Origin of the sequence: Stenotrophomonas sp. TD3 (genome assembly GCF_001939825.1) — a bacterium.
Lineage (GTDB): Bacteria > Pseudomonadota > Gammaproteobacteria > Xanthomonadales > Xanthomonadaceae > Stenotrophomonas.
In genome coordinates, this window is sequence record NZ_MOYM01000001.1 from 2,573,447 (window position 1) to 2,598,498 (window position 25,052).

At 62.7% G+C, this 25,052-nt stretch carries 19 protein-coding genes and 1 tRNA gene; 8 read left to right on the forward strand and 12 right to left on the reverse strand.

All coding sequences use genetic code 11. The annotated features are described in order from the left end of the window. Positions 1 to 2: 2 nt before the first annotated feature. The 4 genes from BKE09_RS11940 to BKE09_RS11955 all read right to left on the reverse strand — a co-directional run bounded on the left by BKE09_RS11940 (position 3) and on the right by BKE09_RS11955 (position 4,434). Positions 3 to 1,223: an RtcB family protein gene (locus BKE09_RS11940; protein ID WP_049413214.1), complete on the reverse strand. Its 1,221-nt coding sequence runs from the start codon at positions 1,221 to 1,223 to the stop codon at positions 3 to 5. 56 nt (positions 1,224 to 1,279) lie between these two features. After that, positions 1,280 to 2,404, reverse strand: coding sequence for a slipin family protein (locus BKE09_RS11945; protein ID WP_075675873.1), 1,125 nt, complete (start codon positions 2,402 to 2,404; stop codon positions 1,280 to 1,282). Between the two features lie 357 nt (positions 2,405 to 2,761). Further along, positions 2,762 to 2,832: transfer RNA gene (locus BKE09_RS11950), tRNA-Gln, on the reverse strand. 645 nt (positions 2,833 to 3,477) lie between these two features. Then, entirely contained in the window at positions 3,478 to 4,434 is a 957-nt protein-coding gene (locus BKE09_RS11955) for an aldo/keto reductase (RefSeq protein WP_075675874.1), read from the reverse strand. A gap of 169 nt (positions 4,435 to 4,603) precedes the next feature. Here BKE09_RS11955 and BKE09_RS11960 point away from each other — a divergent pair, with 169 nt between their 5' ends. Continuing rightward, positions 4,604 to 5,461, forward strand: coding sequence for a class I SAM-dependent methyltransferase (locus BKE09_RS11960; protein WP_075675875.1), 858 nt, complete (start codon positions 4,604 to 4,606; stop codon positions 5,459 to 5,461). 173 nt (positions 5,462 to 5,634) lie between these two features. Beyond that, the gene (locus BKE09_RS11965) at positions 5,635 to 6,174 is read left to right on the forward strand and encodes a pseudouridine synthase (RefSeq protein ID WP_014038904.1); all 540 of its coding nucleotides are present in this window, start codon (positions 5,635 to 5,637) and stop codon (positions 6,172 to 6,174) included. A gap of 93 nt (positions 6,175 to 6,267) precedes the next feature. Here the strand turns inward: BKE09_RS11965 and BKE09_RS11970 are convergent, their stop codons facing one another. Together BKE09_RS11970 and hrpB are read right to left on the reverse strand one after the other, a co-directional pair. Continuing rightward, the gene (locus BKE09_RS11970) at positions 6,268 to 6,642 is read right to left on the reverse strand and encodes a hypothetical protein (RefSeq protein WP_005420251.1); all 375 of its coding nucleotides are present in this window, start codon (positions 6,640 to 6,642) and stop codon (positions 6,268 to 6,270) included. Positions 6,643 to 6,856: 214 nt separating this feature from the next. Beyond that, a complete protein-coding gene (gene hrpB / locus BKE09_RS11975; protein ID WP_075675876.1) occupies positions 6,857 to 9,361 on the reverse strand; it encodes an ATP-dependent helicase HrpB in 2,505 nt (834 codons plus the stop codon). A 67-nt stretch (positions 9,362 to 9,428) separates the two neighbouring features. Here hrpB and BKE09_RS11980 point away from each other — a divergent pair, with 67 nt between their 5' ends. Further along, positions 9,429 to 10,226 (forward strand): TatD family hydrolase, encoded by a 798-nt coding sequence (locus BKE09_RS11980; protein ID WP_075676713.1) that lies wholly within the window; start codon positions 9,429 to 9,431, stop codon positions 10,224 to 10,226. 76 nt (positions 10,227 to 10,302) lie between these two features. Here the strand turns inward: BKE09_RS11980 and BKE09_RS11985 are convergent, their stop codons facing one another. The 4 genes from BKE09_RS11985 to BKE09_RS12000 form a co-directional block, all read right to left on the reverse strand. Then, entirely contained in the window at positions 10,303 to 11,187 is an 885-nt protein-coding gene (locus BKE09_RS11985; RefSeq protein WP_075675877.1) for an NAD-dependent epimerase/dehydratase family protein, read from the reverse strand. After that, entirely contained in the window at positions 11,184 to 12,122 is a 939-nt protein-coding gene (gene panE / locus BKE09_RS11990; protein WP_075675878.1) for a 2-dehydropantoate 2-reductase, read from the reverse strand. The genes BKE09_RS11985 and panE overlap by 4 nt, the downstream gene beginning before the upstream one ends. A gap of 349 nt (positions 12,123 to 12,471) precedes the next feature. Next, positions 12,472 to 13,263, reverse strand: a complete 792-nt coding sequence (locus BKE09_RS11995; protein WP_014038898.1) for an ABC transporter permease — start codon at positions 13,261 to 13,263, stop codon at positions 12,472 to 12,474. Beyond that, on the reverse strand, positions 13,260 to 14,228 hold the full coding sequence (locus tag BKE09_RS12000) for an ABC transporter ATP-binding protein (protein WP_075675879.1): 969 nt from the start codon (positions 14,226 to 14,228) through the stop codon (positions 13,260 to 13,262). Before BKE09_RS12000 ends, BKE09_RS11995 begins: the two co-directional genes overlap by 4 nt. Positions 14,229 to 14,312: 84 nt before the next feature. Between BKE09_RS12000 and BKE09_RS12005 the strand changes: the two genes are divergently transcribed. The 5 genes from BKE09_RS12005 (at position 14,313) to BKE09_RS12025 (ending at position 20,975) form a co-directional block, all read left to right on the forward strand. Then, on the forward strand, positions 14,313 to 15,074 hold the full coding sequence (locus BKE09_RS12005; RefSeq protein WP_075675880.1) for a ferredoxin--NADP reductase: 762 nt from the start codon (positions 14,313 to 14,315) through the stop codon (positions 15,072 to 15,074). A gap of 66 nt (positions 15,075 to 15,140) precedes the next feature. Beyond that, a complete protein-coding gene (locus BKE09_RS23280) occupies positions 15,141 to 16,475 on the forward strand; it encodes a site-specific integrase (RefSeq protein ID WP_125899101.1) in 1,335 nt (444 codons plus the stop codon). Continuing rightward, the gene (locus BKE09_RS23285; RefSeq protein WP_125899102.1) at positions 16,472 to 18,469 is read left to right on the forward strand and encodes a hypothetical protein; all 1,998 of its coding nucleotides are present in this window, start codon (positions 16,472 to 16,474) and stop codon (positions 18,467 to 18,469) included. The genes BKE09_RS23280 and BKE09_RS23285 overlap by 4 nt, the downstream gene beginning before the upstream one ends. After that, the gene (locus BKE09_RS23290; protein ID WP_125899103.1) at positions 18,469 to 20,472 is read left to right on the forward strand and encodes a hypothetical protein; all 2,004 of its coding nucleotides are present in this window, start codon (positions 18,469 to 18,471) and stop codon (positions 20,470 to 20,472) included. Before BKE09_RS23285 ends, BKE09_RS23290 begins: the two co-directional genes overlap by 1 nt. Further along, the gene (locus BKE09_RS12025; protein WP_049459868.1) at positions 20,469 to 20,975 is read left to right on the forward strand and encodes a hypothetical protein; all 507 of its coding nucleotides are present in this window, start codon (positions 20,469 to 20,471) and stop codon (positions 20,973 to 20,975) included. Before BKE09_RS23290 ends, BKE09_RS12025 begins: the two co-directional genes overlap by 4 nt. Before the next feature lie 42 nt (positions 20,976 to 21,017). Here the strand turns inward: BKE09_RS12025 and BKE09_RS23630 are convergent, their stop codons facing one another. Together BKE09_RS23630 and BKE09_RS23635 are read right to left on the reverse strand one after the other, a co-directional pair. Continuing rightward, complete coding sequence (locus BKE09_RS23630) at positions 21,018 to 22,166, reverse strand: hypothetical protein (RefSeq protein WP_148565003.1); 1,149 nt, start codon at positions 22,164 to 22,166, stop codon at positions 21,018 to 21,020. 507 nt (positions 22,167 to 22,673) lie between these two features. After that, complete coding sequence (locus BKE09_RS23635) at positions 22,674 to 24,842, reverse strand: SIR2 family protein (RefSeq protein WP_202909079.1); 2,169 nt, start codon at positions 24,840 to 24,842, stop codon at positions 22,674 to 22,676. Positions 24,843 to 25,052: the final 210 nt, after the last annotated feature.

Consider the following 25,052-nt stretch of genomic DNA (forward strand, 5'->3'; position numbering starts at 1 on the left):
CATCATCCCTTCACGCACAGCACCTGGCGCAGGGTGTGCACCACGTCGACCAGGTCCAGCTGTGCGGCCATTACATCGTCGATCGACTTGTACGCGGCCGGCGACTCATCCAGCACGCCGCTGTCCTTGCGGCATTCCACGTGCGCGGTGGCCTCGCGGTGCTGGGCCAGCGTGATCTGCTGGCGCGCAGCGCCACGGCTCATTACCCGGCCGGCACCGTGGCTGCAGCTGTGGAAGCTGTCTGCGTTGCCCTTGCCACGCACGATGTAGCTTCGCGTGCCCATGCTGCCGGGAATGATGCCCAGCTCGCCCTCGCGCGCACTCACCGCGCCCTTGCGCGTCACCAGCAGTTCCTGGCCGTGGTGCGTCTCCTTCTGCACGTAGTTGTGGTGGCAGTTCACCGCCATCGCAGCCAGCTGGAACTTCGGCAACCGGTGGCGCATTTCGGCCAGCACCCGCGACATCATTGCCTCGCGGTTCTGCCGGGCATAGTCCTGCGCCCACGACACCGCTTCGACGTAGTCATCGAACAGCGGCTCGCCTTCCATGAAGAACGCCAGGTCCTTGTCCGGCAGGTGGAAGCCGAGCACGCGCCGGGCCAGTTCCTCGCGCGCCTTCTCGATGAAGTACGTGCCGATCAGGTTGCCGGTGCCACGCGATCCGCTGTGCAGCATCACCCACACCGTGTCCGTCTCGTCCAGGCACAGTTCGATGAAGTGATTGCCGCCGCCCAGCGTACCCAGCTGGCGGTCGAGCTTGTCGGTGCGGATCCTGCGGTGCCTGTCCTTGATCTTCTCCAGGCCGGCGGCCAGCCCGGACTGCACCAGCCGGGTGTGGATGCTGTCGGGCATGCGCTGGTGCTCGCCGCCCCGCCCGTTGCCGACCGGGATGCTGCGCTCGATGCTGTTGCGCAGCTGCCGCAGGTCATCGGGCAGGTCATTGGCGCGCAGCGTGGTACGCACGGCGGCCATGCCGCAGCCGATGTCGACGCCGACCGCGGCCGGGATGATCGCACCGCGGGTCGGGATCACCGAGCCCACGGTCGCGCCCTTGCCCAGGTGCACGTCCGGCATCACGGCCACCCACGGCCCGACGAACGGGATCGCGGCGATGTTGCGCAGCTGCTCATGCGCCTGCGCTTCCAGCGGCACACCGTTGACCCAGCCCTTGATCGGTGTGGTGCCCTCGGCGTGCAGCCATTGATAGTTGTGTTGAGTGTCCATGTCTTCGTCTATGTCCTTGATGGGCCGGTGGCGCGTCCCTGCGCCACCGCTACCCCCTACCTGATCGTCACCAGCTGCTTCAGCACGCCATCCAGGCCGCCGAACACGGTGAGCTTGTCGATCTTCTCGGTGACCTTCTCCAATGCCTCCAGCTCCTTCAAGCGCATCAGCACCGGGTTGTCCTCGATCAGCTTTGCGGTGTTGAGCTGCGAACGCGTGGCGTTGGCCTCCTCGCGACGGCGGATCACGCTGGCCTGGGCCTGCTTCTCGGCCAGCACCACACCGTTGAGGATCTCCTTCATCTCGCCCGGCAGGATCACGTCCTTGATGCCCACGCCGAGCAACCGTACGCCGTGGCCCTCGATCGCGGCCTGCACATGGGCGGCGATCTCGCCGTCCAGTGCCGCCTTGTCACCCAGCAGCTCGTCCAGGCTGCGCGCGGCGATCGCCTGGCGCAGGCCGAACTGCAGCTGCCGGTAGACGAACTCGTCGGCATTGCTGAGCGTGCGGTGTGCACGCACCGGGTCGACCACCTGCACGGTAGCGGCCAGGTTCACCCGCAGGGTCACCTTGTCGCGGCTGAGCAGTTCCTGGCCGGACACGTCCAGCGAGCGCGCACGCAGTTCCACACGCTCCACCGATACGTTGCCGTTGAAGTTCCAGAACGCGTGCAGGCCGGCGTCCAGCGTCTGCCGCAGCGTGCCATCGATGAACAGCAGGCCGACCGACTCGCTCGGCACGGTGCTGATCACCGCCACACGCGGCAGCACGCCCAGCTGGCCCAGGCGCTGCTGCACGTCCGCCGGAATGCGCGGCTCGTCACCCAGCGCCATCGCGCGTACCTGGGTGTCGACCGAACCCCGCCAGTACAGGCGGCGGCTGCCCGGCGGCAGGACTTCATCGATGCGGCCGTTGCGCAGCAACAGGCCGACCTCGGTGGCACCGACGTTGGCCAGCACGAAGTGCGTGTCCAGCGTCGCGCCCAGTGCCTCGATCAGGCTGTCCTGGTCGCTGCCGGTGTAGGCCGCGCCCTTCGATGCAGTGTGGATGTCCACGTGCGGGCGGCCGCCGAACGGCGACAGGCGGTGCACGCCCGGCAGCAGGATCTGCTGGAAACGACGGTTGCGATACACCAGGCCGCGCTCGCCGTCGCCGATCACGACCTTGATGGTCCAGAACATGGGAGTCTCTCCTTGTATGGCTCTGGTGGTTCGACCCGTTGCGGATGAATCGCCATGACCCGGGTCGATCAGGTCGTGGCGAGGCCGCCTGCACACCACGTGCAGGCAGCGGAAGAGGGCGGCCATCGGCGGACGGTCCGCGCGCGGAGCCTTCGGTGCACCGGCTCTGCTGCCATCGTCGTTCCCGGCAGGCAGCACCGGTGCGGAACGTGGCTGGCAGTGGCGGCGGGCCGGGGCCCGGCGTGCGGTCCGTTGCCTTCCACGTTCCTGCCCGAAGGCGGTGTCCGTGGACGGCGACGATGGCCGCTGGGGCTTGCGCCCCGGGTGTTGCTTCAAGTCATGACGTGAGAGGTCATGTGGTTGGAGTGGGAGTCGAACCCACGACAGACGGAATCAGGATCCGTTGCTCTACCCGACTGAGCTATCCAGTGGTGAACCGCGCGGAATCGAACCGCGTACCGGCGAACCGGTGCCTGCCTCCAGCAGGCGATCCAGGCGATGGCATGTCCGCGACCTCCGGCATACGCCACGGCAACGCCGCGCGCACCAGCCCGTGGTGGAAACGGGACCGTTGGAGAATCGAGGGTGCAGGCCACCGACATTATCGCGAGCGATAATGTTTGGGTGCGATGCAGATAATGTCCAGGCGCTGCCGGTCGCGCGAAGTAAATCCTTCGGCGGGGCGGAAAAAACCTGGGTCAGTGAGCGGCGGGTTGCCGCGCGGGGTGCAGTTCTGGCATCGCGGGTCCTTGTACCGACGCAAACGAAAACGCCCCCGGGACTTGCGTTCCGAGGGCGTCGTCAAGCCTCGGAGATCGGGGTGGCCGATCTCCGCAGGGCGGGTATCAGGCCGTTGTCAGCTGGACTTCCTTGCCGAACGCGCGCGCCAGCACGTCCATGCGCAGGCATGGCAGCAGTTTGGCGATGGCGACGGAATGCGCGTTCAAGGGAAGTTTCCAGTGGTTGTTGAAACGAGGTGCGCACGATAAACCACGATTTACTCGTGCGCAACCATTTTGTTGAATTATTTTCTTCGGCATTGTGCGATGCCGGCCAGCGGCCGGCACTGCCCCTCAGCCTTCTTTGCTGGCGGCATCGAGTTGCGCGACATCCTGCACGCTCAGCGACACGTTGGCCGCCGCCAGCAGATCGTGCAGCTGCTCGACGCTGGTGGCGCTGACGATCGGCGCGGTGATCGACGGTCGTGCGATCTGCCATGCCAATGCAATCTGTGCAGCGCTGGCGCTGTGCTTGCTGGCCACGTCATCCAGCGCCTGCAGGATGCGCAGGCCACGCGGATTCAGATAGCGCTTCACCACCGTTTCGCCACGTGCCGGGCTCTTGGCTGCATCGGCCGGTGTGCGGTACTTGCCGCTGAGGAAGCCGCTGGCCAGGGCGTAGTAGCCGATCACGCCGATCTGTTCGCGCTGCACCAGCGGTTCCAGCTCCTTCTCGTAGCCGGCACGGTCGTACAGGTTGTACTCCGGCTGCAGGGTTTCGTAACGCGGCAGTTTGTAGTCGGTGGACACCTTCAGCGCATCGGCCAGGCGCGTGGCGCTGTAGTTGGAGGCACCGATCGCGCGCACCTTGCCGGCTTCGATCAGGCGGCCGAACGCGGCCAGGGTCGCTTCCAGCGGCGTCGACTCATCCTCCTCGTGGGCCTGGTACAGATCGATCACATCGGTCTGCAGGCGGCGCAGCGAATCCTCGACCGCGGCATTGATGTTGTCCGGGGTCAGGCCGGGGCGTTCGGCCCACTTGGCCACCTTGGTCGCCAGCACCACCTTGTCGCGCTTGCCGCTGCGGGCGAACCACTTGCCGATCAGCGTTTCCGATTCGCCACCGGCATTGCCCGGCACCCAGGCCGAATACACATCGGCGGTGTCGACCAGGCTGAAGCCGGCGTCGACGAAGGCATCGAGCAGGGCGAAGCTGGCCTTCTCATCGGCGCTCCAGCCGAACACGTTGCCACCGAAGGCGAGCGGACGTACATGCAGGCCGGAACGGCCCAGTTCGCGGGTTGCCGTCATGGGCACGGACTCCTTGGGGGAAGTGTTCCAGAATAGAACGCGTTGTGTGACCGTGCTGCGGCGGTGACCACAAAACAGTGTTCCGCGATACGCATGCAGCTAACGTTTTGTGAACACCTGGGACGCCGCGGCTGCTAGTCTCGCCGCATCTTCCGCTGGAGTCGCTCCGATGATGCCTGCTTCGTCCCTGCGTGGTTGCCGCCTGCTGCTTGCTTCGGCCCTGCTTGCCGCTGTTCCCGCGTTCGCCGCACCGGCCACGGTGGCACCGGCGAAGATCCAGGTCTCACCGGCCATCGATGCGGCGGTGAAGGCGTCGACCCGTGATGCCAACAACGTCAAGCGCGATGGCTTCCGCCATCCGGCGCAGACGCTGTCGTTCTTCAAGGTGACGCCGGAAAAGACCGTCATCGAGATCACCCCCGGCAACGGCTGGTACTCGGAAATCCTGGCGCCGCTGCTGCACGACAAGGGTCATTACGTCGCCGCCGTGGTCGATCCGATGGCCGTTGCCGAAGGTCGCGGCCGTGACTACCAGCAGCGCAGCCGCGACAGCCTGGAAAAGAAGTACGGCGCTGCGCCGGCACAGTTCGGCAAGACCGCGGTGGTGGCCTACGATCCGGCCAAGCCGGTGTTCGGCCCGGCCAGTTCAGCCGACGTGGTGCTGACCTTCCGCAACGTGCACAACTGGCGCAAGGCCGGCCAGGCGCAGGGCATGTTCCAGGGCTTCTTCAACGTGCTCAAGCCGGGCGGCGTGCTGGGCGTGGTCGAGCATCGCGCCAAGGCCGATGTGGCCGACGACGATGACACCGGCTATGTCGGCCAGCAGCAGGTGATCGCGATGGCCGAGGCCGCCGGCTTCAAGCTGGACGCGCGTAGCGAGGTCAACGCCAACCCGCGCGACACCAAGGACCACCCGAACGGCGTGTGGACGCTGCCACCGACCAACCAGCACGACAAGGCCGATGATGCGAAGTACCAGGCGATCGGCGAAAGCGACCGCATGACCCTGCGCTTCATCAAGCCGTAAGGCGGTAGCGCCGGGCTGGTGCATGTTGACTCTGTAGAGCCGAGCCCATGCTCGGCTGCTGTTGCGTACCGCCGCGCTGTGCGCGATGAGCCGAGCATGGGCTCGGCTCTACAGCCGAGTGGCGCGTGGCGCGGCGTGGGACACTATCCCACCCGCCGCCCGTCGTGCCCGCAATGCTGATCGCCTTCAACAAGCCCTTCAACGTGCTCTGCCAGTTCACCGACCGCAGTGTGCCGCCGCGGCCGACCCTGGCCGGGTTCGGCCTGCCGCCGCGCGTGTATGCCGCCGGTCGCCTGGACCATGACAGCGAGGGCCTGCTGCTGCTGACCGACAACGGCACGCTGGCGCACAAGCTGACCGACCCGAAGCACAAGGCTGACAAGACCTACTGGGTGCAGGTGGAAGGCATGCCCAGCGACGAGCAGCTGCAGCAGCTGCGCGAAGGCGTGGTGCTCAATGATGGGCCGACCCTGCCCGCGAAGATCGAACGCCTCGATCCGGCGCCGTCGCTGTGGACGCGTGATCCGCCGGTACGTTTCCGCAAGACCGTGCCCGACAGCTGGCTGGCGATCACGATCCGCGAGGGGCGCAATCGCCAGGTGCGGCGGATGACCGCGGCGGTGAACCTGCCGACGTTGCGGCTGGTGCGGGTGTCGATGGGGCCTTACCGGCTGGATGACCTGCAGCCTGGGCAGTGGCGGCAGATCGGTTGATACGGAAAGGGCCGGATACCTCTCGGTATCCGGCCCTCATGCGGCTGATCGGGTCAGAGCCCTTCCTGAGGAAGGGATCCGAGCCGGGCAAACTCACGCGTCACTGCCGATATCGCTGTGCTCGTCCACGACGGTGTCGTTGCGGCGGTCACGCGCGCTGATGCGCTGCGCCTGCCCATTCACCACGTGGCCATTGGCGGCCTTCTTCTTCTGCTGCTTGCGGTACAGCGCATAGCCGAGCAGGCCGACACCCACCGCTGCAGCGGCCACGGCCACTGCCGGATTGCGGCGCACGAACTTGGTGGCGGCCTTGCCGCCGGTCTTCACTGCGCCGATGGCGGCACCGGTCTTGATCCAGTCCGCATTGCGCAGGCTGCCACCGGCGCTCTTCAGGCCATCGCCGGCGGTATGGGCCAGCTCCAGGGCGCGCTCCAGAGCGCGGTCGGTGATTACAGTCAGCTTGCTCATGCGGGGGGTCCTTTGCCTCGGGTCGAAGTCCAGTGTCGCGTGTTGCCCGTAAACGGTATGTCAGCCGGGGTGGCACGTGGTGTGACTCTACCGTAGCCATTCAGGATCAGGCAGGGTGGGGTCGGATCCCTTTCCTTTGGGAAAGGGCTCTGACCCCAAACGCCGCGCCCGGGGTCAGGGCCCTTTGCGTTGCAAAGGGATCCGACCCCCGCCTTCAGGTCCCGCGCGGCTTGGCCCGGTGCGTGGCCGTGGCCGTCCACGGATCATCCGGCCATGGATGGCGCGGGTAACGACCCTTCATTTCCTTCTTCACTTCGGCGTAGGTGTTCTCCCAGAAATTGCGCAGGTCCTGGGTGACCTGCAGTGGGCGGCCGCCGGGCGAGAGCAGGTGCAGGGTCAGCGGCACGCGGCCATCGGCGATGCGCGGCGTGTCGGCCAGGCCGAACAGTTCCTGCAGTTTCACCGCCAGCACCGGCGGCAACGGTTCGCCGCTCTCGCTGTCCAACGCGTAGGTGATCGGGCGTTCCAGTCCGGACGGCACGGTAATGCGGGTCGGCGCATGTCGTTCAACCAGTTGCCGCTGCGACCACTCCAGGGGCGACTTCAGCGCTTCGCCGAAACTGGCCTCGTCCAGTGCGTCCAGGCGGCTCTTGCCGGCGAACGCGGGCTGCAGCCATTGCGCGCGCGTGGCCAGCAGGGCGTCGTCGCTGCAGTCGGGCAGGCCGAGCTCGGGCATCCAGCGCCGCAGCGATTCCACCCGTGCCTGCCACTGGCGCAGGCCTTCGGTCCACGGCAGCGCCTGCAGGCCGAGTTCAGCCACCGCGTCCGTCAGCGCCTGCGCGGCGTGCTGCGGATCGACCCGGCCGGCCGAGCGGCTGTCGAGCACGATGCGGTCGAAACGAGTCTCGCGCAGTGCCACCAGGGCGCGACGCTCGCTGTCCCAGCGCACCACATCTTCGGTCACGAAGCGCTCCGGCCAGGACTTGCGCAGCTGGCCCTCGTCCACCGGTGCGGCACGCAGCAGCAGCGCATCGCGTGCCTCGAAGCGCAGTTCACTGGCTACCAGCCACGGTTCGCCACGCAGGTCGCTCAGCTCGTGCAGGCGTGCGCTGCGACCATTGGCCAACAGGTAGCGCAGCGGATCGCTGGGGTGCTGGACACCGATGCGGTCCGGGAATGCATGTGCGAGCAGGTCACCCAGCTCGTGCGCCTCGATGCTGGCCGGTGGCGCGGCATCGCAGCGCAGGCGACGTCGCCATTGTTTGGCCGCCGCATCGATGGCGGCCAGCCCGCTGCGGTTGGCGTCGCCCGGCGCGCGGCCGTTGCGGAACGCGGCCAGCGCCCGCCAACGCGCGGCCAGTGCATCACCGCCCTGGCGTAACGGATCGCGCGCCTCCAGCAGGGCGGCCAGATCGGCGGCCAGTGCCTGCGCGCGGGCATCGGGCGCGGCCAGCAGCATCGCTGCCATCCGCGGATGCGTGCCCAGCGCCAACACGCGGCGGCCGAGCGCGGTGATCGCGCCGCTGCTGGACAGTGCGCCGAGCCGCTGCAGCAGTTCGCGCGCTGCGCCCATCGGGCCCGCCGGCGGCGGATCGAGGAAGCGCAGGTCGCTGCTGCCCCAGGCGGCCAGTTCCAGCGCCAGCCCGGCCAGTTCCACCTGATCGATCTCGGCACGGCGCTGCGGTTCCAGCCGCTGCGACTGCGGCCACAGCCGCCATGCCACGCCTTCGGCAACGCGGCCGGCACGTCCCGCGCGCTGGTCGGCCGACGCTTGGGCGATGGCCACCACGTCCAGCCGGGTGAAGCCACTGTTGGGGTCGTAGCGCGGTTCGCGCGCCTGGCCGCTGTCGATCACCACGCGCACGCCGGGCAGCGTCACCGAGGACTCGGCCACGTTGGTGGCCAGCACCACGCGCCGACGACCATCACTGGCCGCCTGCAGCACCCGCGCCTGCTGCTCCACCGGCAGTTCACCGTGCAGGGCCAGCACTTCGACGACGGCATCCAGCGATTCCTGCAGCCCGGCCTGCACCCGCGCGATCTCGCGCTGGCCGGGCAGGAACACCAGCAGGTCACCGGGATGCTCAGCCAGGGCCTGCTGCACCGCGCGGCGCACCTGCAGTTCCAGCGCCTCATCGCGGCGCGCCGGGAAATGGCTGACCGCCACCGGGTAGCTGCGGCCTTCGCTGCTCAGGCGCGGCGCATCCAGGAAACGTGCCAGGCGCTCACCATCCAGCGTTGCCGACATCACCACCAGGCGCAGGTCGTCGCGCAGCTGTGCCTGCACGTCCAACGCCAGCGCCAGGCCCAGATCGCCACTGAGGTGGCGTTCGTGGAATTCGTCGAACAGGATCGCGCCGACCTCTTCCAGCATCGGGTCGTCCTGCAGCATGCGGGTCAGGATGCCTTCGGTGACCACCTCGATGCGGGTGCGCGCCGAGACCTTGTTCTCGAAGCGGATGCGGTAGCCGACGGTACCGCCCACCTCTTCGCCCAGCTGCCGCGCCATGAACAGCGCGGCGCTGCGCGCGGCGACCCGACGCGGTTCCAGCAGGATGATCTTCCGCCCCTGCAGCCACGGTGCATCGAGCAGCGCCAGCGGCACCTGGGTGGTCTTGCCGGCGCCGGGCGGCGCCTCCAGCACCAGCCGCGGCTGTGCGGCCAGGTGCTGCTGGATCTGTGGCAGCAGCGGGGAGATAGGGAAGAGCGGGGCGTTCATGTGCAAAGGATAAGGGGCCACGGCGGGCGCAGGTACAATGCGCGGGCACTTTTCCCCCGCGATGACCATGCACCTGATCGATATCGGCGCCAACCTGACCCACGACTCCTTCGACCGCGACCGCGATGCCGTGCTGGAGCGCGCGCGCCAGGCCGGCGTGGTGCAGATGGTCATCACCGGTGCCAGCCGTGAGCACTCGCCACTTGCCCTGCAGCTGGCGCAGCAGCACCCGGGTTTCCTGTACGCCACCGCCGGCGTGCACCCGCACCATGCGGTGGAGTACACCGAGGAATGCGACGCCGAGATGCGCGCGCTGCATGCCCACCCGGAAGTGGTGGCGGTCGGTGAGTGCGGGCTGGACTACTTCCGTGATTTCTCGCCGCGCCCGGCCCAGCACCGCGCGTTCGAACGCCAGCTTCAGCTGGCCGCTGACAATGGCAAGCCGCTGTTCCTGCACCAGCGCGACGCGCATGCCGATTTCATGGCACAGATGAAGAACTTCGAAGGTCGCATCGGCCCGGCGGTGGTGCATTGCTTCACCGGTGAGCGTGACGAGCTGTTCGATTACCTGGACCAGGACTGGTACATCGGCATCACCGGCTGGCTGTGCGATGAGCGCCGTGGCGCGCACCTGCGCGAGCTGGTGAAGAACATCCCGGCCAACCGCCTGATGATCGAGACCGACGCGCCGTACCTGCTGCCGCGAACGCTGAAGCCGATGCCGAAGGATCGCCGCAACGAACCGATGTTCCTCTCGCACATCGTGGAAGAACTGGCACGTGACCGTGGCGAGGACGTGGCGTTGACCGCAGCGAATGCAACTGCCGCGACGCGTACGTTCTTCCGCCTGCCCGACGCGGGTTGATCAGGTAGTGCCGGCCGCTGGCCGGCAGCAGCATGAACGCCGCAAACATCGCGCGATTGCCGGCCAGCGGCCGGCACTACCGGAGCAGGTCGCGCAGGCCCTCACGGTAGCTGGGGAAGCGCGGCTGCCACCCCAGTGCTTCACGCGTGCCGCGACTGTCGATGCGCTTGTTGCTCTCGTAGAAGCGCCGCAGCGTCGGGCTCAGCAGCGGGTCGTCCCATGCCACGGCAGGCGGCATCGCAAAGCCGCCCAGCTGCGCGGCGAAGGCCAGTACCTCCTGCGGCGGTGCCGGCTCGTCATCGGCCGGTAGATACAGCCCATCCACGCACGGCCGCTGCATCGATGCGACAGCGACCGTTGCCAGGTCATCCACGTGCAGCCGATTGAACACCAGCCCAGGACGCACTACGTGGCGCGCACGTCCCTGTGCCAGCTGCAGCAGCGCATTGCGCCCGGGCCCATACAGGCCGGGCAGGCGGAACAGCGCCGATGCGATGCCGCGTTCTTCAGCAAGCGCTCGCCATTGTGCTTCGGCCCGCAGGCGCTGCACGCCGGCGGCTTCAGTGGCATCGGCTACGCTGCGCTCGTCGACCCAGCCGCCAGCGCGGTCGGCATACACCGAGGTGGATGACAGGTAGCCCACCCAGCGCAATGCCGGGCTGGCCTGCAGTGCGGGCAACAACAGACGCAGTGCCGGGTCACCCTCGGCATCGGGCGGCACGCTGCACAGCACGGCCTCGGCCTGCGCGATCTCATCGAGCAGGGCGGGCGATGGCGTGGCATCGGCACGCAGCGGGTGGCGACGCAGACCATCGTGTGGCGCCGATGTTGGATCGCGTACGGTGCCGGCGACGTGTGCGCCCAATGCCTGCAGATGTTGGGCCAGCACGCGCCCGCTCCAGCCCATGCCAAGGATCAGTATCCGCGAGGGCAGCGTGCTGGCCCGCAACGTCTGGCTCACGCGCCGCGCAGTGCCTGGTAGGCCTGCAGGCTGCTGTAGGCGACCTGCAGCAGCAGGGCTTCCTGGTCGGCCTTGCGCGCGCGCGCCAGCATGTCGCCGACGATCTGTTCGGCCTCCACCTGCTGGCCGGCTTCCAGGTCACGCAGCATCGACGCCTTCAGTGCCGAGCCTGTCTGGGTCAGGGTGCCGCGCGCGGTGTCCTGCGCGGCCTCGGGAATTGGTTCACCGGCGGCCTCGGCCACGGCCAGGCACTCGTCGTACAGGCCACGCACGATCACCTCGCCATCATCGGTAGCGACGATGGTGCCGATGTCCGCACGCAGCAGGCAGGTGGCGGCGGCCAGGGCGGTCAGGAAGGTGTACTTGATCCATTGCTCCTGGCCGATGTGTTCGCTGGCCAGGTGATCAAGATGGGCCTGCGCACAGACCGCAGCGAAGGCACGCACGCGTTCGGAGACCGCGCCGCCGTCGCGCTCGCCGAAGGTGAGCTTGGCCGGTTTGCCGAGGTGCAGCACAGCACCGTCGGGCGCCTTGGTGGCGCTGATGAAGCACAGGCCGCCAAGCACGGCGTCGCGGCCGAAGCGCGCGTCCAGTGCGTTGTAGTGATGCAGGCCGTTGAGGATCGGCAGTACGGTGGTGTTCGCGCCCATGGCCGGAGCAATGGCGTCGATCGAGCTGTCGAGGTCATAGGCCTTGCAGCTGAGGATGACCAGGTCGAACGGCTTCTGTGCGGCGAGCGCAGGCAGCGCGTCGGCGGTGACGTGCTGCACCGGGAAGCTGGCATCGCCGAGCGGGCTGCGGATGACCAGGCCGTCGCGATCCAGCTGGGCGGCGCGTGCGGGGCGCACGAGGAAAGTCACGTCCACGCCGGCCTGGGCCAGGCGACCGCCGAAGTAACCGCCGGTACCGCCGGCGCCGAGGATCAGGATGCGCATTGCACGTTCACCGTTTTCTGGGGGAATCAGACCTGCGATTGTGCCGGAGATTGCAGGCAAAAAAGAGCCGAGCATGGGCTCGGCTCTACAGGTAATGCCTTGTCCGCGCAGGGCGTGGCTCCATCGTGTCGACCAAGGTCGACACCCACCAACAGCAGCGGGAACCTGTCGAGGGCGGGGTGGGTCCGGTTGCGGGAGTGTCCGCGGCATGGATGCCGCGGCCAAGCCCCCAGGGATGGGTTTACGGCGTCTCCCGCAATCGGATCCACCCCGCCATCCCACGGAGAGTCAGCTGTTGCCGTTGACGTTGATTCGGCGGGTGCAGGGCCGCAGGCCCTGCAGGCCCCCCTCAGCTGCGCATGCCCACGCCACGACGCAGCAGCCACAGCGCCAGCGCCGTCAGCGCCACCACGAATCCGATCATCAACCCGTAGGCCACCGGCAGCGGCACGTCACTGCTGCCCAGCAGGCCATAACGGAATGCATTGACCATGTAGAAGATCGGGTTCGCGTGGGTGGCCGCTTCCGCCCAGCCCGGCAGCAGCTTCACCGAATAGAACACGCCGCCCAGGTAGGTCAGCGGGGTCAGGATGAAGGTTGGCACGATCGCCACGTCATCGAATTTCTTCGCATACACCGCATTGATGAAACCGGCCAGCGAGAAGATCGTCGCACCCAGGATCACCGTGGTCAGCATCACCAGCGGGTGCGGGATGCGCACCGGGGTGAAGAACATCGCGATGATCAGCACGATCACACCCACCATCAGGCCGCGCAGCACCGCACCGGCCACGTAGCCCCACAGGATCACCCAGTTCGGCATCGGGCTGACCAGCAGCTCTTCCACGTGACGGCCGAACTTGGCACCGAAGAACGAGGAACTGATGTTGCCGTAGCTGTTCTGGATCACGCTCATCATCACCAGGCCCGGCACGATGAACTGCATGTAGGTGTAGCCGCCCATGTCACCCACGCGCGACCCGATCAGGTTGCCGAAGATCAGGAAGTACAGGGTCATGGTGATCGCCGGCGGCACCAGGGTCTGGCCCCAGATGCGCATGATGCGGGCGACTTCGCGGCGCACGATGGTCATCAGTGCGATGCGGTTGCGCTGGCCGTCGGTCAGCTCGGTGGTGCTCATGCAGGCTTCTCCAGGTTGCCGGTGAGGCGCACGAACAGCTCCTCCAGGCGGTTGCTCTTGGTACGCATCGAACGCACGCGGATGCCGGACTCGTTGAGCGTGGCGAAAACGCGGTTGAGGTCCATCGCGCGCGGCATGTCGATGTCCAGCGTATGCGGGTCCGGCGCGGTCAGCGTCGCGCCTTCGATCACCGGCAGCTGCGCCGGCAGGTCACCGTCGATGTCCAGCAGGAAGCCTTCCACGTCCAGCTTGGCCAGCAGGGTGCGCATCGGCCCCTGCTCGACGATCTGGCCGTGGTTGATGATCGCCAGGTGGCGGCACAGGTACTCGGCTTCTTCCAGATAGTGCGTGGTGAGGATGATCGTGGTGCCGGCAGCATTGATCTCCTTCAGCACGCGCCACATGTCGCGGCGGATCTCGATGTCCACGCCGGCGGTCGGCTCATCCAGGATCAGAAGGCGCGGGCGGGTCATCATCGCGCGGGCGATCATCAGCCGGCGCTTCATGCCGCCGGACAGCGTACGGCTCATCACCTGCGCCTTTTCCCACAGGTGGGCCCGCTTCAGTTCCTCTTCGGCGCGCTGCTCGGCTTCCTCGCGCGGCACGCCGTAGAAGCCGGCGTAGTTCACCAGGATGTCGAAGGGCTTCTCGAACAGGTTGAAGTTGATCTCCTGCGGCACCAGCCCGATCAGGCGCATGGTGGCGCTGCGGTTGCGAACCAGGTCGCTGCCGAACACCTCCACCTTGCCCTCGCTGAGGTTGACCAGGGAGCTGATGATGCCGATCAGGGTCGACTTGCCGGCACCGTTGGGGCCGAGCAGGGCGAAGAAGTCGCCCGGGGCCACTTCCAGGGAAACCCCCTTCAGGGCCTGGGTGCCGTTGTCGTAGGTCTTGCGCAGGTCGCGCACGCGCAGGGCGGGCGCCGTATCGTTCTGGGATGCCAAGCTCGAAGCCTTCGCGCCCATGGGCTGGCGCTGGAGAGGGGCGGGGAGGGGCTATTATAGAAGACCCCGAGGGCTTGCCCCGGCTACACACTGTCCCGAAAAGTCGTGCCTGTTCAATTCCCCCTCAAGCTGGTCGGCTGCCGCATGCTGGCCCCGACCGTCGGCCACTACCAGTTCGTGCGTGACGATGGGCAGCCGCTGGATTTCCAGCCCGGCCAGTTCATCCAGGTCCATTTCAGCTACGCCGACGGCACCGAAACCAAGCGCAGCTACTCGCTGGCGACCATCCACGACCACGCGTTGGGCCCGGGCGAAGCGGTGGATATCGCGGTCAGTTTCGTGCCCGGTGGCGCCGCTACGGCGCTGTTCGAGGCGCTGGAGCAGGGCGGCCAGATCAGTGCGTCCGGCCCCTACGGCCGGTTCTGCCTGAACCCCGGCGATCACAACGCCCGTTACCTGCTGATCGCCACCGGTACCGGCGTTACCCCGTACCGCTCGATGCTGCCGCTGCTGGAAAAGGCCATGGCCGAACGCGGCGTGCAGATCGTGCTGCTGCAGGGCGCGCGCAGCCCGGGTGAGCTGCTGTACAGCGAAGACTTCTACAGCTTCGCCGAAAAGCACCCGAACTTCCGCTATGTTCCGTGCCTGTCGCGCGAACTGCCGGCCGAACCACACCCGGACGTGCAGCACGGTTACGTGCAGCAGGCGCTGGCCGGATTCACCCCGGACCCCGCCACCGACATCGCCTACCTGTGCGGCAACCCGGACATGGTCGATGCCTGCGCCGAGCTGCTGAAGGCTGCCGGCCTGGGCAACCCGCAGATCCGCCGCGAGAAGTACGTAAGTTCAACCCCTTCAAAGGCTTAAGTGGCCTATTGACCTTGGCGAACAGCGGGCGTACCGTCCGCTGCAGGTCAGCTCGGAGTCAATCCGATGCAAGTGGTTATGCCCCCTGAGGGAGCCTTTGCACACGCGCCTAAGTTGCAGCATGTACCGATTCTGATCGGTGACGATGGCTCATACCCAATTGAAGCCAACCGCTACCTCGATGAGCGCAGCAACGGGGAATGGCAACTTCCTCGCGACCGATCAAAAGCAAAAGCTGAGAGTGAGCTCTTTTACGGGCCCATCCCAACCTTGCGCTCGCGAAGAAACATGGCCGCAAGGCTTTCTATTTTTCTCGAATGGTGCATAGACCAAGCCACTGATTGGCGAGAAATTTCCTACAACGAGAATATCCTTCATCAGTATCAGCCGGCACTCCTGAGTGGAGACGGCTCCCCGAGTGGGAGGCAGTTGGATCCCGCTACAGTTAACCTCTACGTCAATGAGGCGTGTCTATTTCTGACCTGGGCCAGCGAGCGCGGCTATCGCCTGCCCATGCAGATACCTGTAAGAAAAGTTGCATACACCTACATATCGCCCACAAGCTCGCAAAGCGGAACACTGCGCTCAAAGACTGTGCGGATCGGGTCTCTAACTGCGCCGGAAGCTCCGATCATCCTCCCTCCTGACAGGGAGGTTGAGATGTGGTTGAAGTCGATTTCGGTGCGTGCGCCCGTAAAAATTCTGATCTTCGAGCTGATCATCCGTTCTGGCCTCAGGATCTCGGAAGCCAATCAACTACGGGTCACCTGTTTTCCAGCAAAAAGAACGAGCGAGAGAACCAACTGGCAACCCGACTGGATATTGGCTGGTGAGGTTCCGCTAGTGCTCAAGTATGGCACTAAGGGAGGCAAGGTCAGTCCTGGGTCAGACCTTGGCACAAGATGGCGTACGGTATTTGTGCCACTAGATCTTGCCGAAAGGATCTGGCACTACATTTCGGTGATTCGACCGACCCAGCTGACGAGATATCACATTGGTGATAGGAAACACACCAAGCGGACAGATCGTCTGTGGCTTGGAGAAGGTGTGAACCGACCTGTGAGCAATGAGATGCTTCGCCGGATTTGGACTTCCGATCGGCATTGTCCCAAAGGATGGCACCCTCATACAGGAAGGCACCATTTTGCGGTGGAGAAGATCTGCGCCCTGACGCGGGCGCAGTTGGCCCTCGCAGGCAACTCAGAGCTGAGTGGTGCTGACTTCGGTTGGTTGCATGGGCTCATGGCCGGACAGGTAAAGATGCTTCTCAGTCCGCTTATGGGGCACGTTGATGAGCGCACGACGATGCAATACTTGCGCGCTGCGGTAGCCAAAATTGGTCGTGATCGAGGGCATCCAGCAATTCGTTGGAATGCGATCATCGACGAGGCATTGACGTGAGAGCGCGTGAAGATACAGGGGGAATGCCTGGGAAATGGGTGGTGCCCTGTACACATCCGGACCTCATTAGCACGGGGAAGATCTATGACTTCTCGATTCTGGCGACTGGTGCAAGTGATGCCCCGCCCATTGCCGCAGTCAGGCATTCCTGGAAGGGGGGATTCACTGGTAGGCCGGAGCTGCTGCGCGATCTATGGCCTACGCTGAGCGCGAGTATTGAAGGCATCGCATCAGACGGTGCAGCTGCAAGAAGGGGGGCACTGGTGTCCTTCTGGAGATTCCTCGATGCACTTGAGGGATACATGGCCTCAAATGGAATTCCATTCAAACGGGTGGTTAGACTTCGCGATCTGACATCCCGGCACGTTGCCCTCTACACAAGCCCGGGTCCGGAGGGTGCATGGGATGCCACTATGGACAGCAGAGCTGCCGTCGTCCGCGCGATTATAAAGACCGCGATTAGCTACCATGAACTTCCAGAGCTAGTACTTCCAGTTTTCAGGATAGCCTCGAATCGCCGCGAGACCCCATCCGAAGAGCACGGATTGGCCGTCATTAGGCTGCTACGAGCGGAGGCACTGAAGGTTCTACAGCGGTGGAGGAGAACGGACAGACTCATTCCTCAAGGACGCGATCTGATCGAGTTGTACAGAGAGAATCCTGAGTTCATGAATGCCCCCGACTTCGTATGTACGGAAGCGGATGCGCACGCGACCTATCGCGCGCTCATAAGGCTGACGGGAAATCCAGTGCCTCGGCGATCTCAGTTGTTGGCGATCTTCGGCAAGCGCATCAAAAGACTCCCAAGCTGGTGGGCGCACTACCCCGATGACCACGAACGATCAGGAAGCGAGGTCGGCTGGCACGATCTGGTTGCCGGAACCTATCCTACTAGCGCAGATGTCTCAATTTTCTTCCTGCTCTTTGTAGCGCGGAGCGCCTGGAACCCCGCAACCGCAGCATCCATGAACTTGAGCGACTGGACGGCAGTCTATGATGAGCAGCATGCATGGATCTATGCGCCTAAGGACCGGGCCAAAGGGACCGCGCAATGGACTGTGTCACGGGTAGGCGATGCGACGGGCTGTCATTCGTTAGTTGAGCTTCTTCTGAAGCGGACAGAAGGGCTTCGAGGCCATATCGAAAGAAACCCGCGCCTGTGCCCTCTCCCAGACGTTGTCGCTCGTAGTCCATGGGTGGGCGTAACAGTGCGCGGACGGCGACAAGGGGTGTATGTAGTAAATCCCCGCACAACTCGAACTGCAAACAACTGGCTCGCCTCTCTGATAGAGCAACTCGATGACGGCACCCGTACAGCTTCCGAGACCATGTCAATTGGACAGTTCAGAGATGTCGCCGCGGCTGCGATCTTCAAGGATTCTCAATACTCGAACTGGGTAATGATGGTACTACTTGGTCACAAGAACCTCATGACCACTAGGCACTATGGCTACCGAAGATCTTCTTTTGAGGAATCCTTCTCGCTTGTGTCCGAAGTGATTGATGACTTGTTCTCCCAGCTTCGGGTCAATCGTGTGTTCGACGTAGCCTTGACGAGGGCGAAGCTCGCAAAGTTGGACGTCAGTGAAGCCGAGATCGAAAAGCTGAATCAAGCACGCCGTCATAAGACCTACGACGGAAGCGGATGTGCAGATCCTTACAGCCCGCCAGCAGTCATTGATCCAGGCAATCCGAGAGATGGATGCACTCTATGCGTCCAGCAGCATAGGTGTGCTTCCAGCGGCTGCCCCAACTGTTTTGTGTTCACGGACAGCCTGGACTTCATCTGCCGGCGTGTGGCAGAGCTAGAGGCAGTTCGGACCTCCGTAGGAATGGTTCGGTTCGATGCTGGATCAGATGCAAGTGACCTGGCGCGGCTTCGCCTAACCGTTCTTCAATGGCCAGCAGATGCAGTGAAGTTCGCCATTGATAAGTGGGCGGCAAGGATAGCCTCCGGTGAGCACATGCCAATCTACTTCGCAGGGCAGCACTGATGAAAATGGTCAACCGGTCTCTAGTAGCAGGCAACCATGAACTCCTAGCTCCTGACGTGGAGGTGTCGCTACTGTCGATTAGTCCGAATGAGCTGAGGTTGGCGCCGGAGGCAAAGCTGAAGCAGCTTCAGAAGCTTGTTGGAATGGGGGACAACTGGGGCGTTCTTCGTATTGACGACGAACATCAGTCTGGCCTACGGACCTCTGATCTCGATCTAAGGCTCTATTCTGGAAGGGGCAAGACGTGCAAGGGGAAGCACTCACCCTTCGTAGTTCGAGAGCTTATGAGGCTGGCGATCACGATGGCGATAATTCCAGGCAAAACCGGGAAGGTGTATAGATACACAACGATCCGGACGCTCATTGCCAATCTTAAGAGGGCGATCCAGCGTACAAATGTACGTCCAAGCTCCAAGAGACTCTGGAGCCTGGTCGAACGCGCTGGCCTGACGCAGAAGTACTCTGACTGCCTTGGGGTGGTTGAGTACTACCACCGACTGGGGTGTCTTCCCGATGGCCCCGCGCCCATGCGTCCAACGGTTCATGGAATGAAGGCTGCGCGAGATCGAACGGGTGAACCTGAGCATACAATCCCGGTCAGCATAGCGAAACCTCATCAGCCATACTCAGATGAGTTCGTCTCTGAAGCAGGCTCGATGGCACTGGTGATGATCGAAGTCGTTGGTCCTACTTTGTTGGATGCCGTAGAGGCCGCACTCGCCGCTACTGAAACTACTCGTGATCTGAAAGACGGTCCCTCGCCATCTCCCAGTCGCCGAGCTGCTCGCGTAAGCAATGCTGTGATCCGGTCATGGGAATGGCGGGGGCCTGACGGGGAGCCGCTTAGGGATGCCCCGCTTCAATTTTCGATGAAATCCGGGCGAAGTGGAAAAACCGTCGCATGGCCGCCTCGGACGTTACCCCAGGCCTTGCGCCTGATAGTGGTTCTACAGGGTGCACACGCTTTTCCGGTGGCTCTTTCTGGCGGTCCCCGACATGGTGAACTGCTAACGATGCAGATCGGCTCGCTTGGCAAGCGAGGTGGTTCCAGTGTTTACGAGTTCAGAACCTGGAAGTTTGAGAATCCCGGAGGGAGGCAGAGTGAAGCGCCAGCGCCGTCAATTGCCATTCAAGCGATTCTGCAGCAAGAGCGCCTAGCGAACATTTTTCGACGGCACCACGGCCTAAAGGGGAACGGCCTGTGGGTTTCCCCAAGATATCCAGATAAGGTGCCGAGCCTTGCGCATGTGTTCAATAGCTTCGTGGAGATACTTGGCCTGGAGCGCTGGCTCACCGATGGTGGTATGAACCCGCATCGATTCCGAAAGACCCTCGCTCGAATTGTTGCTCTAGCGCTTGTCCATGCGCCAAAGATTTTGATGGATGTCTTTGGGCACAGGGATGAACAAATGACAATCATGCGCTACATACTTTCGGATCCAGGAATTCTTTCCGAAGTACAGCAAGTTGTACGTGAGATGCTTATTCTAAAGGGAGTGGAGGCGATCAATAAGGCTGATGAGGTTCAGGGGGCCGGCGCAGAGAAGCTACGGGGGCGTGTGGCGCTGTTCGCGCGCCGGCTGGGTAAGTCCGCCCTTGATCCGCAGAACATCAGGGAGTTCGCCCGCGCGATGACTGCTGAGGGCTCTTCTTGGGCAGTTGTCGCACCAGGAATAGTGTGTACGAACTTCACCGATGGAGGCCTTTGCAACAAGGGGCATGGTCAGGCTAATCCACACTACTGTCATCCTGCATGTGAGAATCAGTTGATTCTCCCTGACGACGAGGATAAGGCGTCCAGAAGCGTTGTTCAGGCCATCGAGACAGTTCAGTACAATCTTGAGTTGCTAGAGCACGCTTTCGTGGATGATGACGTTATGCTCATTGCTCAGTTCCGGGGGCAGATCAAGTCCGTGCTCGGCAGGTGGAAGAAGGTGGACGAATACTTCTCGAAGAGCAGTTTGCTGACGCGCCTCGTACCCAATGTGGTACTTCTGAAATGAGACAAAAGAAGAGTCTTGCCGAGCTTGGAAAGGAGCGGACGGAGGCGTTCGTTGCACGCCTTCGATCAACTATGGCCGAGATTGACAGGGAGATATCGGAGAACGACGGAGTGTATCCACGGAACTCTGGTCGGCTGAATGTTGCAGAGCTGTGTCGGCGGGCAAAGGTAACAGCGGTATCGCTGCACGGAGAGAAGCATGCCGGCACCACAAAGCTCGAGGTGCAGGCCTGGCTCACGAAACTTCGAGTGGACGTTCCTACGAGCGTGAAGGCCGCCAGACGAAAGTCCTACTCACAAAGGCTGGGATGGAAAGAGAGGTACGACGGTATTTCTGCGCAGTTCAAGAACATGTACTCGATCGAGGTGGTGCAGCGAGATGCAAAGATCGCCGCCTTGAAGAAGGAGATTTCTGAGCTGAAGTCACAGATCAAGAAGCAGCGCGAGGCGGGCTCAAGGGTGGTTGGAATCGAGAGCGGGAGAAGGAGAAAAGCGAGTTCGTAATAGGGCATCTCGCAAGCTTCGAATGATGCCCCGCCAGAACTCTTAGGAGCGCGTTCGCACCAGCTCCTCAAGTCGATGAAACTGGTTGTTTCGCTCTAGGTCGGGAGCGGCGGCCCTTACTTGAGCTAGGCATTCATTCAGTCCTAGAGGCGCCCATTGTTGGGATCCAACAACGGCACCCAGCAAATCTAAAGCCTCAGTTGGCGACTGGCTACAAAGGCCAGATTCTAGTAGAAGATGGACGATGTAGTCCGAATTCGCTACCGGCTGAAGCCAGTCACGTACCGCCTTCAATGCGGAAGGGAACTCAACCCGGGCCGCGATGGCGAGTCGAGCTAAGGAGGCAGCAATGCTGGGTGTAGCTAGATTGCGCGATTTTGGCCAAATCTCCTGCCAGAAGGGTTGGACTCGATTTCTCCAGAAGTCTTCGCGTTGATCGCCTGCGGCCTCCAGTGCTTGGGAGAGCGATTGTGCGGACTTCTCCAGTCCATCCTGTGGAAGCTTGCCCAATGCAGATCTAAAGTCGTCCCGAGAGTAGCCTTCCAATTGCCCTAGGGCTGAGTGCGTTAGGAAAGCAGAGAACTGTCCTCGGTGTTCACCAAGGTCGGCGTAGTGACCGGCCGTCAATAGGAACTGCGACTTCAATGCCACCATCAATGGCTGGTACAGTCGCGGTGACCAAAGAAATCCTTCCCAGGCTGCTTTCGCTTCGACAGGGTTGGACCAATCGAAGAGCGGTAGTAGCGTCGCTTCGGTCCACGCCCGGTCTACGCGATACAGGGCGATGAGTCTAGATGCGAGCAACACCCTGCCATGGCGGAATCGATCTACTTCAACATCGCATATGGCGGAAAATGCCGCCTTAAGTTCAGGGGGAAGTAGGTCTCCATCGTTGGGCGCCCTCTTGAACCATAGATTGAGCAAGGCGCGCGTGGCATGCCCAATGGGGTGATTAATCGCCTCCGAGACAGGGTTATCGATTGGCTCGCCGTTCCTTGTCATGCCACTACTCAAGGGGATCGGAAGCGCAAGCACTCGACCGGCGAGAGTCAATAGGAGGTTCTCGCGATTCGCGCCGCTTCTTGAAGTGGCCTCCATCCACCACGCTACTGCAGGTGCGATCTCGGACAGAACTTCATCAGGCATTAGCAGTACCAAAGGCGATGCGTACTGCCAGGAGCGGGCTGCCATTGAATCGTCCGACCAAACCTGAAGCGCCTCGCGCCACCGAACTGCGGGCCAGACGTCTTGGTGAGCGAGGTCGCAGAGCGCGGCAAGGCTATGGAAGAAGCGAGTACGGCAGACATCCCGCCAAGTGTCCTCATAGAACGGTCTATGGGCAGGCCTCGGCGATTCAAGCCATTCAACTAGCTCCTTGCGAGTGCGAGGGGCGACATCGACCTCTCTGCCGTCCTCGAAATCCGGATCTCCGGTGCCGCTCATCCAGTGTGAGAATTCGTCCTTCTCGTTAGGGTCCAATCTCAACTCAGGATGCGCGATGGATATCTCCGCTAGGCGCCTTGCTGCAGACACACCAAGATGTAGGCCCGAGGACTCCAACTTCGCTAGACGAATCCATACTGCGCGAGCAACCAGGCGATCCCAGCGTTCGGACTCCAGATCATCGCGATACATCTCGCGGGGAGGTCCTGCCAAGATGACATTCTCCAAGCGTGCTTGAGACGCGTTGTCTAGAATTCACCCCTGGAGAACAAGAAGCCTCAGCACTTCGCGTGCGGTGCACTGCGACCACAGCCACCGCCCCTCATCCAGTAGCAGCCAATCGACCCACTGCTCCTGCTCGATGCAATTGTCCTGGCTGGCCGCAAACAATGCCAGCCGCTTGAATGTGGGATACGGGATCTCGAACCATGCCTGAGCCATGAGCGTGGATCTCGACTCATCCGTAGCTCGAACTGCTAACCAAGCGTCGCGTAGCAGTTCAATCAGGCTAACCCAGTCTCGGAAGGACCGGTTCTGCCAATGGGGCGTGATTGATGGAAGGTCCCAGTAGGATCTATCGACAAGGTCATCTGCCTCTCCTAGATCTCGAAGAAGGCCCAGCGCGTCACAGAGCAGTTGCTGTAGGTCCGAATGCAGGAGCGGGAGTGCCTTCTCCCACTCACCCTTAGACTGATCCTGGAGGACCGCATGTACATTGTCCTCCGCAAGCACAAGGTCCCAGTCAACCAACTGCTTAATTCGCACTGTCTCGTCTGCACCATCGGCCACTTCGCCGTCCCAAACAAATGGACGCCTTAGTGTGATCTTTGGGCTGAGAAGGCTACGAAGTTCCATCCGAAGAGACGTGTTCAGTCCCTCACGTCTAAGACGCTTGATCCAACGATATAGCAGCCCCCCTGACAGTGGGGTCTTGAGTCGGCCACCGAGCACGATTCTCCAAAGAGTTCGCATCTTTGGATCGGGCACACCCTTTGGGGCGTCCAGGCGAATAAGATCCAGCTCCGAGACTTTGCCATCCCGTTCCAGTGTGGCCAGACGCTCAAGTTCGGAGTCGACTAGAGAGATCCAGCGACTATCCATCTGCCCGCCACGCTCTGCAATCCATATGATCAATCGTGGATCGTCCAGATGACGCACAAGCCAGCGTGCGAGCTGGAACATCAATCCATCCCATCGGCTGGCCATACTTCCAGAATACGCCAGTGTCATAGGAGGAGCGTGATCATAAGGCGCAGGCCTACGAACCAAGCTGAATCTGAGTTCTGCATCCTCCTCCTTAACCGAGGAGAAGCCAAAGCGGGCTAGATCCCTCTGCAAGAATCGCTCATGGGAAAATGCCTCGAGGAGCCACTCAAGCGGGGGAACTGGATTGAACTCCGCGAAGCGCTTCGCGGGGAGGCCTGACTTGTCTGAAAGAGCCCACAGCATTCGTCCAACAAAATCGTCCTGGAGCGTGCTGTCCTGAGGTTGGGCCATGGCGTGCTTCGCAACAATGGCCTCTTTACCTTGAACTCCATCGCGATAGACATCTGCCCAAGTCCTGATTGTGTCGTGCAACGCAGAGTGGTCATGGGTAGCAGGCTGAACCCTGTAGAGGATAGGTCTAACGCCCTTAGCTTCCCATTCAATAGTCTTCAGATGCTCTTTCCCGGCTTCGCAATCTCCGAACGCCCACGCCTGCGGGGTAACCTCACCGAGCATTCGATCTGCTGCTAATGCGTCCATCATGTACCGGAGGACCGGATCGTCAATGCTGTATCCAATGAAGCAAACGACATAGTTGCGAAAAAGTTCGCTGACGAACCGCGCGGCCCAGCGTTCGGTCAAGTAAGCCAAGCCGAAGTCACCACTGGTGGCCACTAGTCGATGGAGTGCTGCATCATCCTCACTCTCCGGAAGCAGGCCATGCAGAAAGACAAGCCCATCCCAGCGGCTGCTCTTAGGGATCGGCAGCATTGGAGCGGGATAGGCCGGAAATGGTTGGCCCATGCGCTTCGCCGCCGCGTGGAAGGTTCGATCGAAGTTGGTAGTCACCAACCGCAACGCGCCATCCCGGCTTCGTGCTAACCGAAGAAGCGCTGCTTGGGTGTCAATTGCTCCCTTCCGACGAAGCTTGGGTCTCAACGATTTCGCTAGGGCGCGCCGAACCGCCAATCGCTGCCCAGGCAGTCGCCTTTCAAGTAGATCGAGAGTCGCGTCGAACTTTGAATGATCGAAGGCGGCACGCTCGATGTCCGTGAATGATGTCCCATTCGACGCATAGATTTGCTCAACCAGTCCTTTGAAACCAGGTAGTCCTGACGGGTAGGAGACTCCGGCGCCGCAGAAGAAGACTACTCGTCCTTCTTCGTGTGCCTGTAGAAGTGCTTCTGGGATGTCTGGCCCGTCGACGATGAACTGCATTGCAACTCCCTCTGAATGCTCTCGAACAGAGTGTAGGTTCAAATCAGATGGAATTGGCCAATCGCAGCGTCCAATTAAGTTCTTCTTTTGAAGTTTGTGCGGATTCAGTCTGATGGTCCAAGAGGTGAGATCTGTCCGAGCCCGCTCAACGCCTCGTCGTGGCAGTGCCAATCATTCTTCAGTAAATTCGGCTTCGAACTCGTGCTGATG

Coding starts and splice junctions, on each gene's coding strand:
- BKE09_RS11940 (WP_049413214.1), bottom strand. CDS start 1,223: ATGGACACTCAACACAACTATCAATGGCTGCACGCCGAGGGCACCACA.
- BKE09_RS11945 (WP_075675873.1), bottom strand. CDS start 2,404: ATGTTCTGGACCATCAAGGTCGTGATCGGCGACGGCGAGCGCGGCCTG.
- BKE09_RS11955 (WP_075675874.1), bottom strand. CDS start 4,434: ATGACGGCAACCCGCGAACTGGGCCGTTCCGGCCTGCATGTACGTCCG.
- BKE09_RS11960 (WP_075675875.1), top strand. CDS start 4,604: ATGATGCCTGCTTCGTCCCTGCGTGGTTGCCGCCTGCTGCTTGCTTCG.
- BKE09_RS11965 (WP_014038904.1), top strand. CDS start 5,635: ATGCTGATCGCCTTCAACAAGCCCTTCAACGTGCTCTGCCAGTTCACC.
- BKE09_RS11970 (WP_005420251.1), bottom strand. CDS start 6,642: ATGAGCAAGCTGACTGTAATCACCGACCGCGCTCTGGAGCGCGCCCTG.
- hrpB (WP_075675876.1), bottom strand. CDS start 9,361: ATGAACGCCCCGCTCTTCCCTATCTCCCCGCTGCTGCCACAGATCCAG.
- BKE09_RS11980 (WP_075676713.1), top strand. CDS start 9,429: ATGCACCTGATCGATATCGGCGCCAACCTGACCCACGACTCCTTCGAC.
- panE (WP_075675878.1), bottom strand. CDS start 12,122: ATGCGCATCCTGATCCTCGGCGCCGGCGGTACCGGCGGTTACTTCGGC.
- BKE09_RS11995 (WP_014038898.1), bottom strand. CDS start 13,263: ATGAGCACCACCGAGCTGACCGACGGCCAGCGCAACCGCATCGCACTG.
- BKE09_RS12000 (WP_075675879.1), bottom strand. CDS start 14,228: ATGGGCGCGAAGGCTTCGAGCTTGGCATCCCAGAACGATACGGCGCCC.
- BKE09_RS23280 (WP_125899101.1), top strand. CDS start 15,141: ATGCAAGTGGTTATGCCCCCTGAGGGAGCCTTTGCACACGCGCCTAAG.
- BKE09_RS23290 (WP_125899103.1), top strand. CDS start 18,469: ATGAAAATGGTCAACCGGTCTCTAGTAGCAGGCAACCATGAACTCCTA.
- BKE09_RS12025 (WP_049459868.1), top strand. CDS start 20,469: ATGAGACAAAAGAAGAGTCTTGCCGAGCTTGGAAAGGAGCGGACGGAG.
- BKE09_RS23630 (WP_148565003.1), bottom strand. CDS start 22,166: ATGGCAGCCCGCTCCTGGCAGTACGCATCGCCTTTGGTACTGCTAATG.
- BKE09_RS23635 (WP_202909079.1), bottom strand. CDS start 24,842: ATGCAGTTCATCGTCGACGGGCCAGACATCCCAGAAGCACTTCTACAG.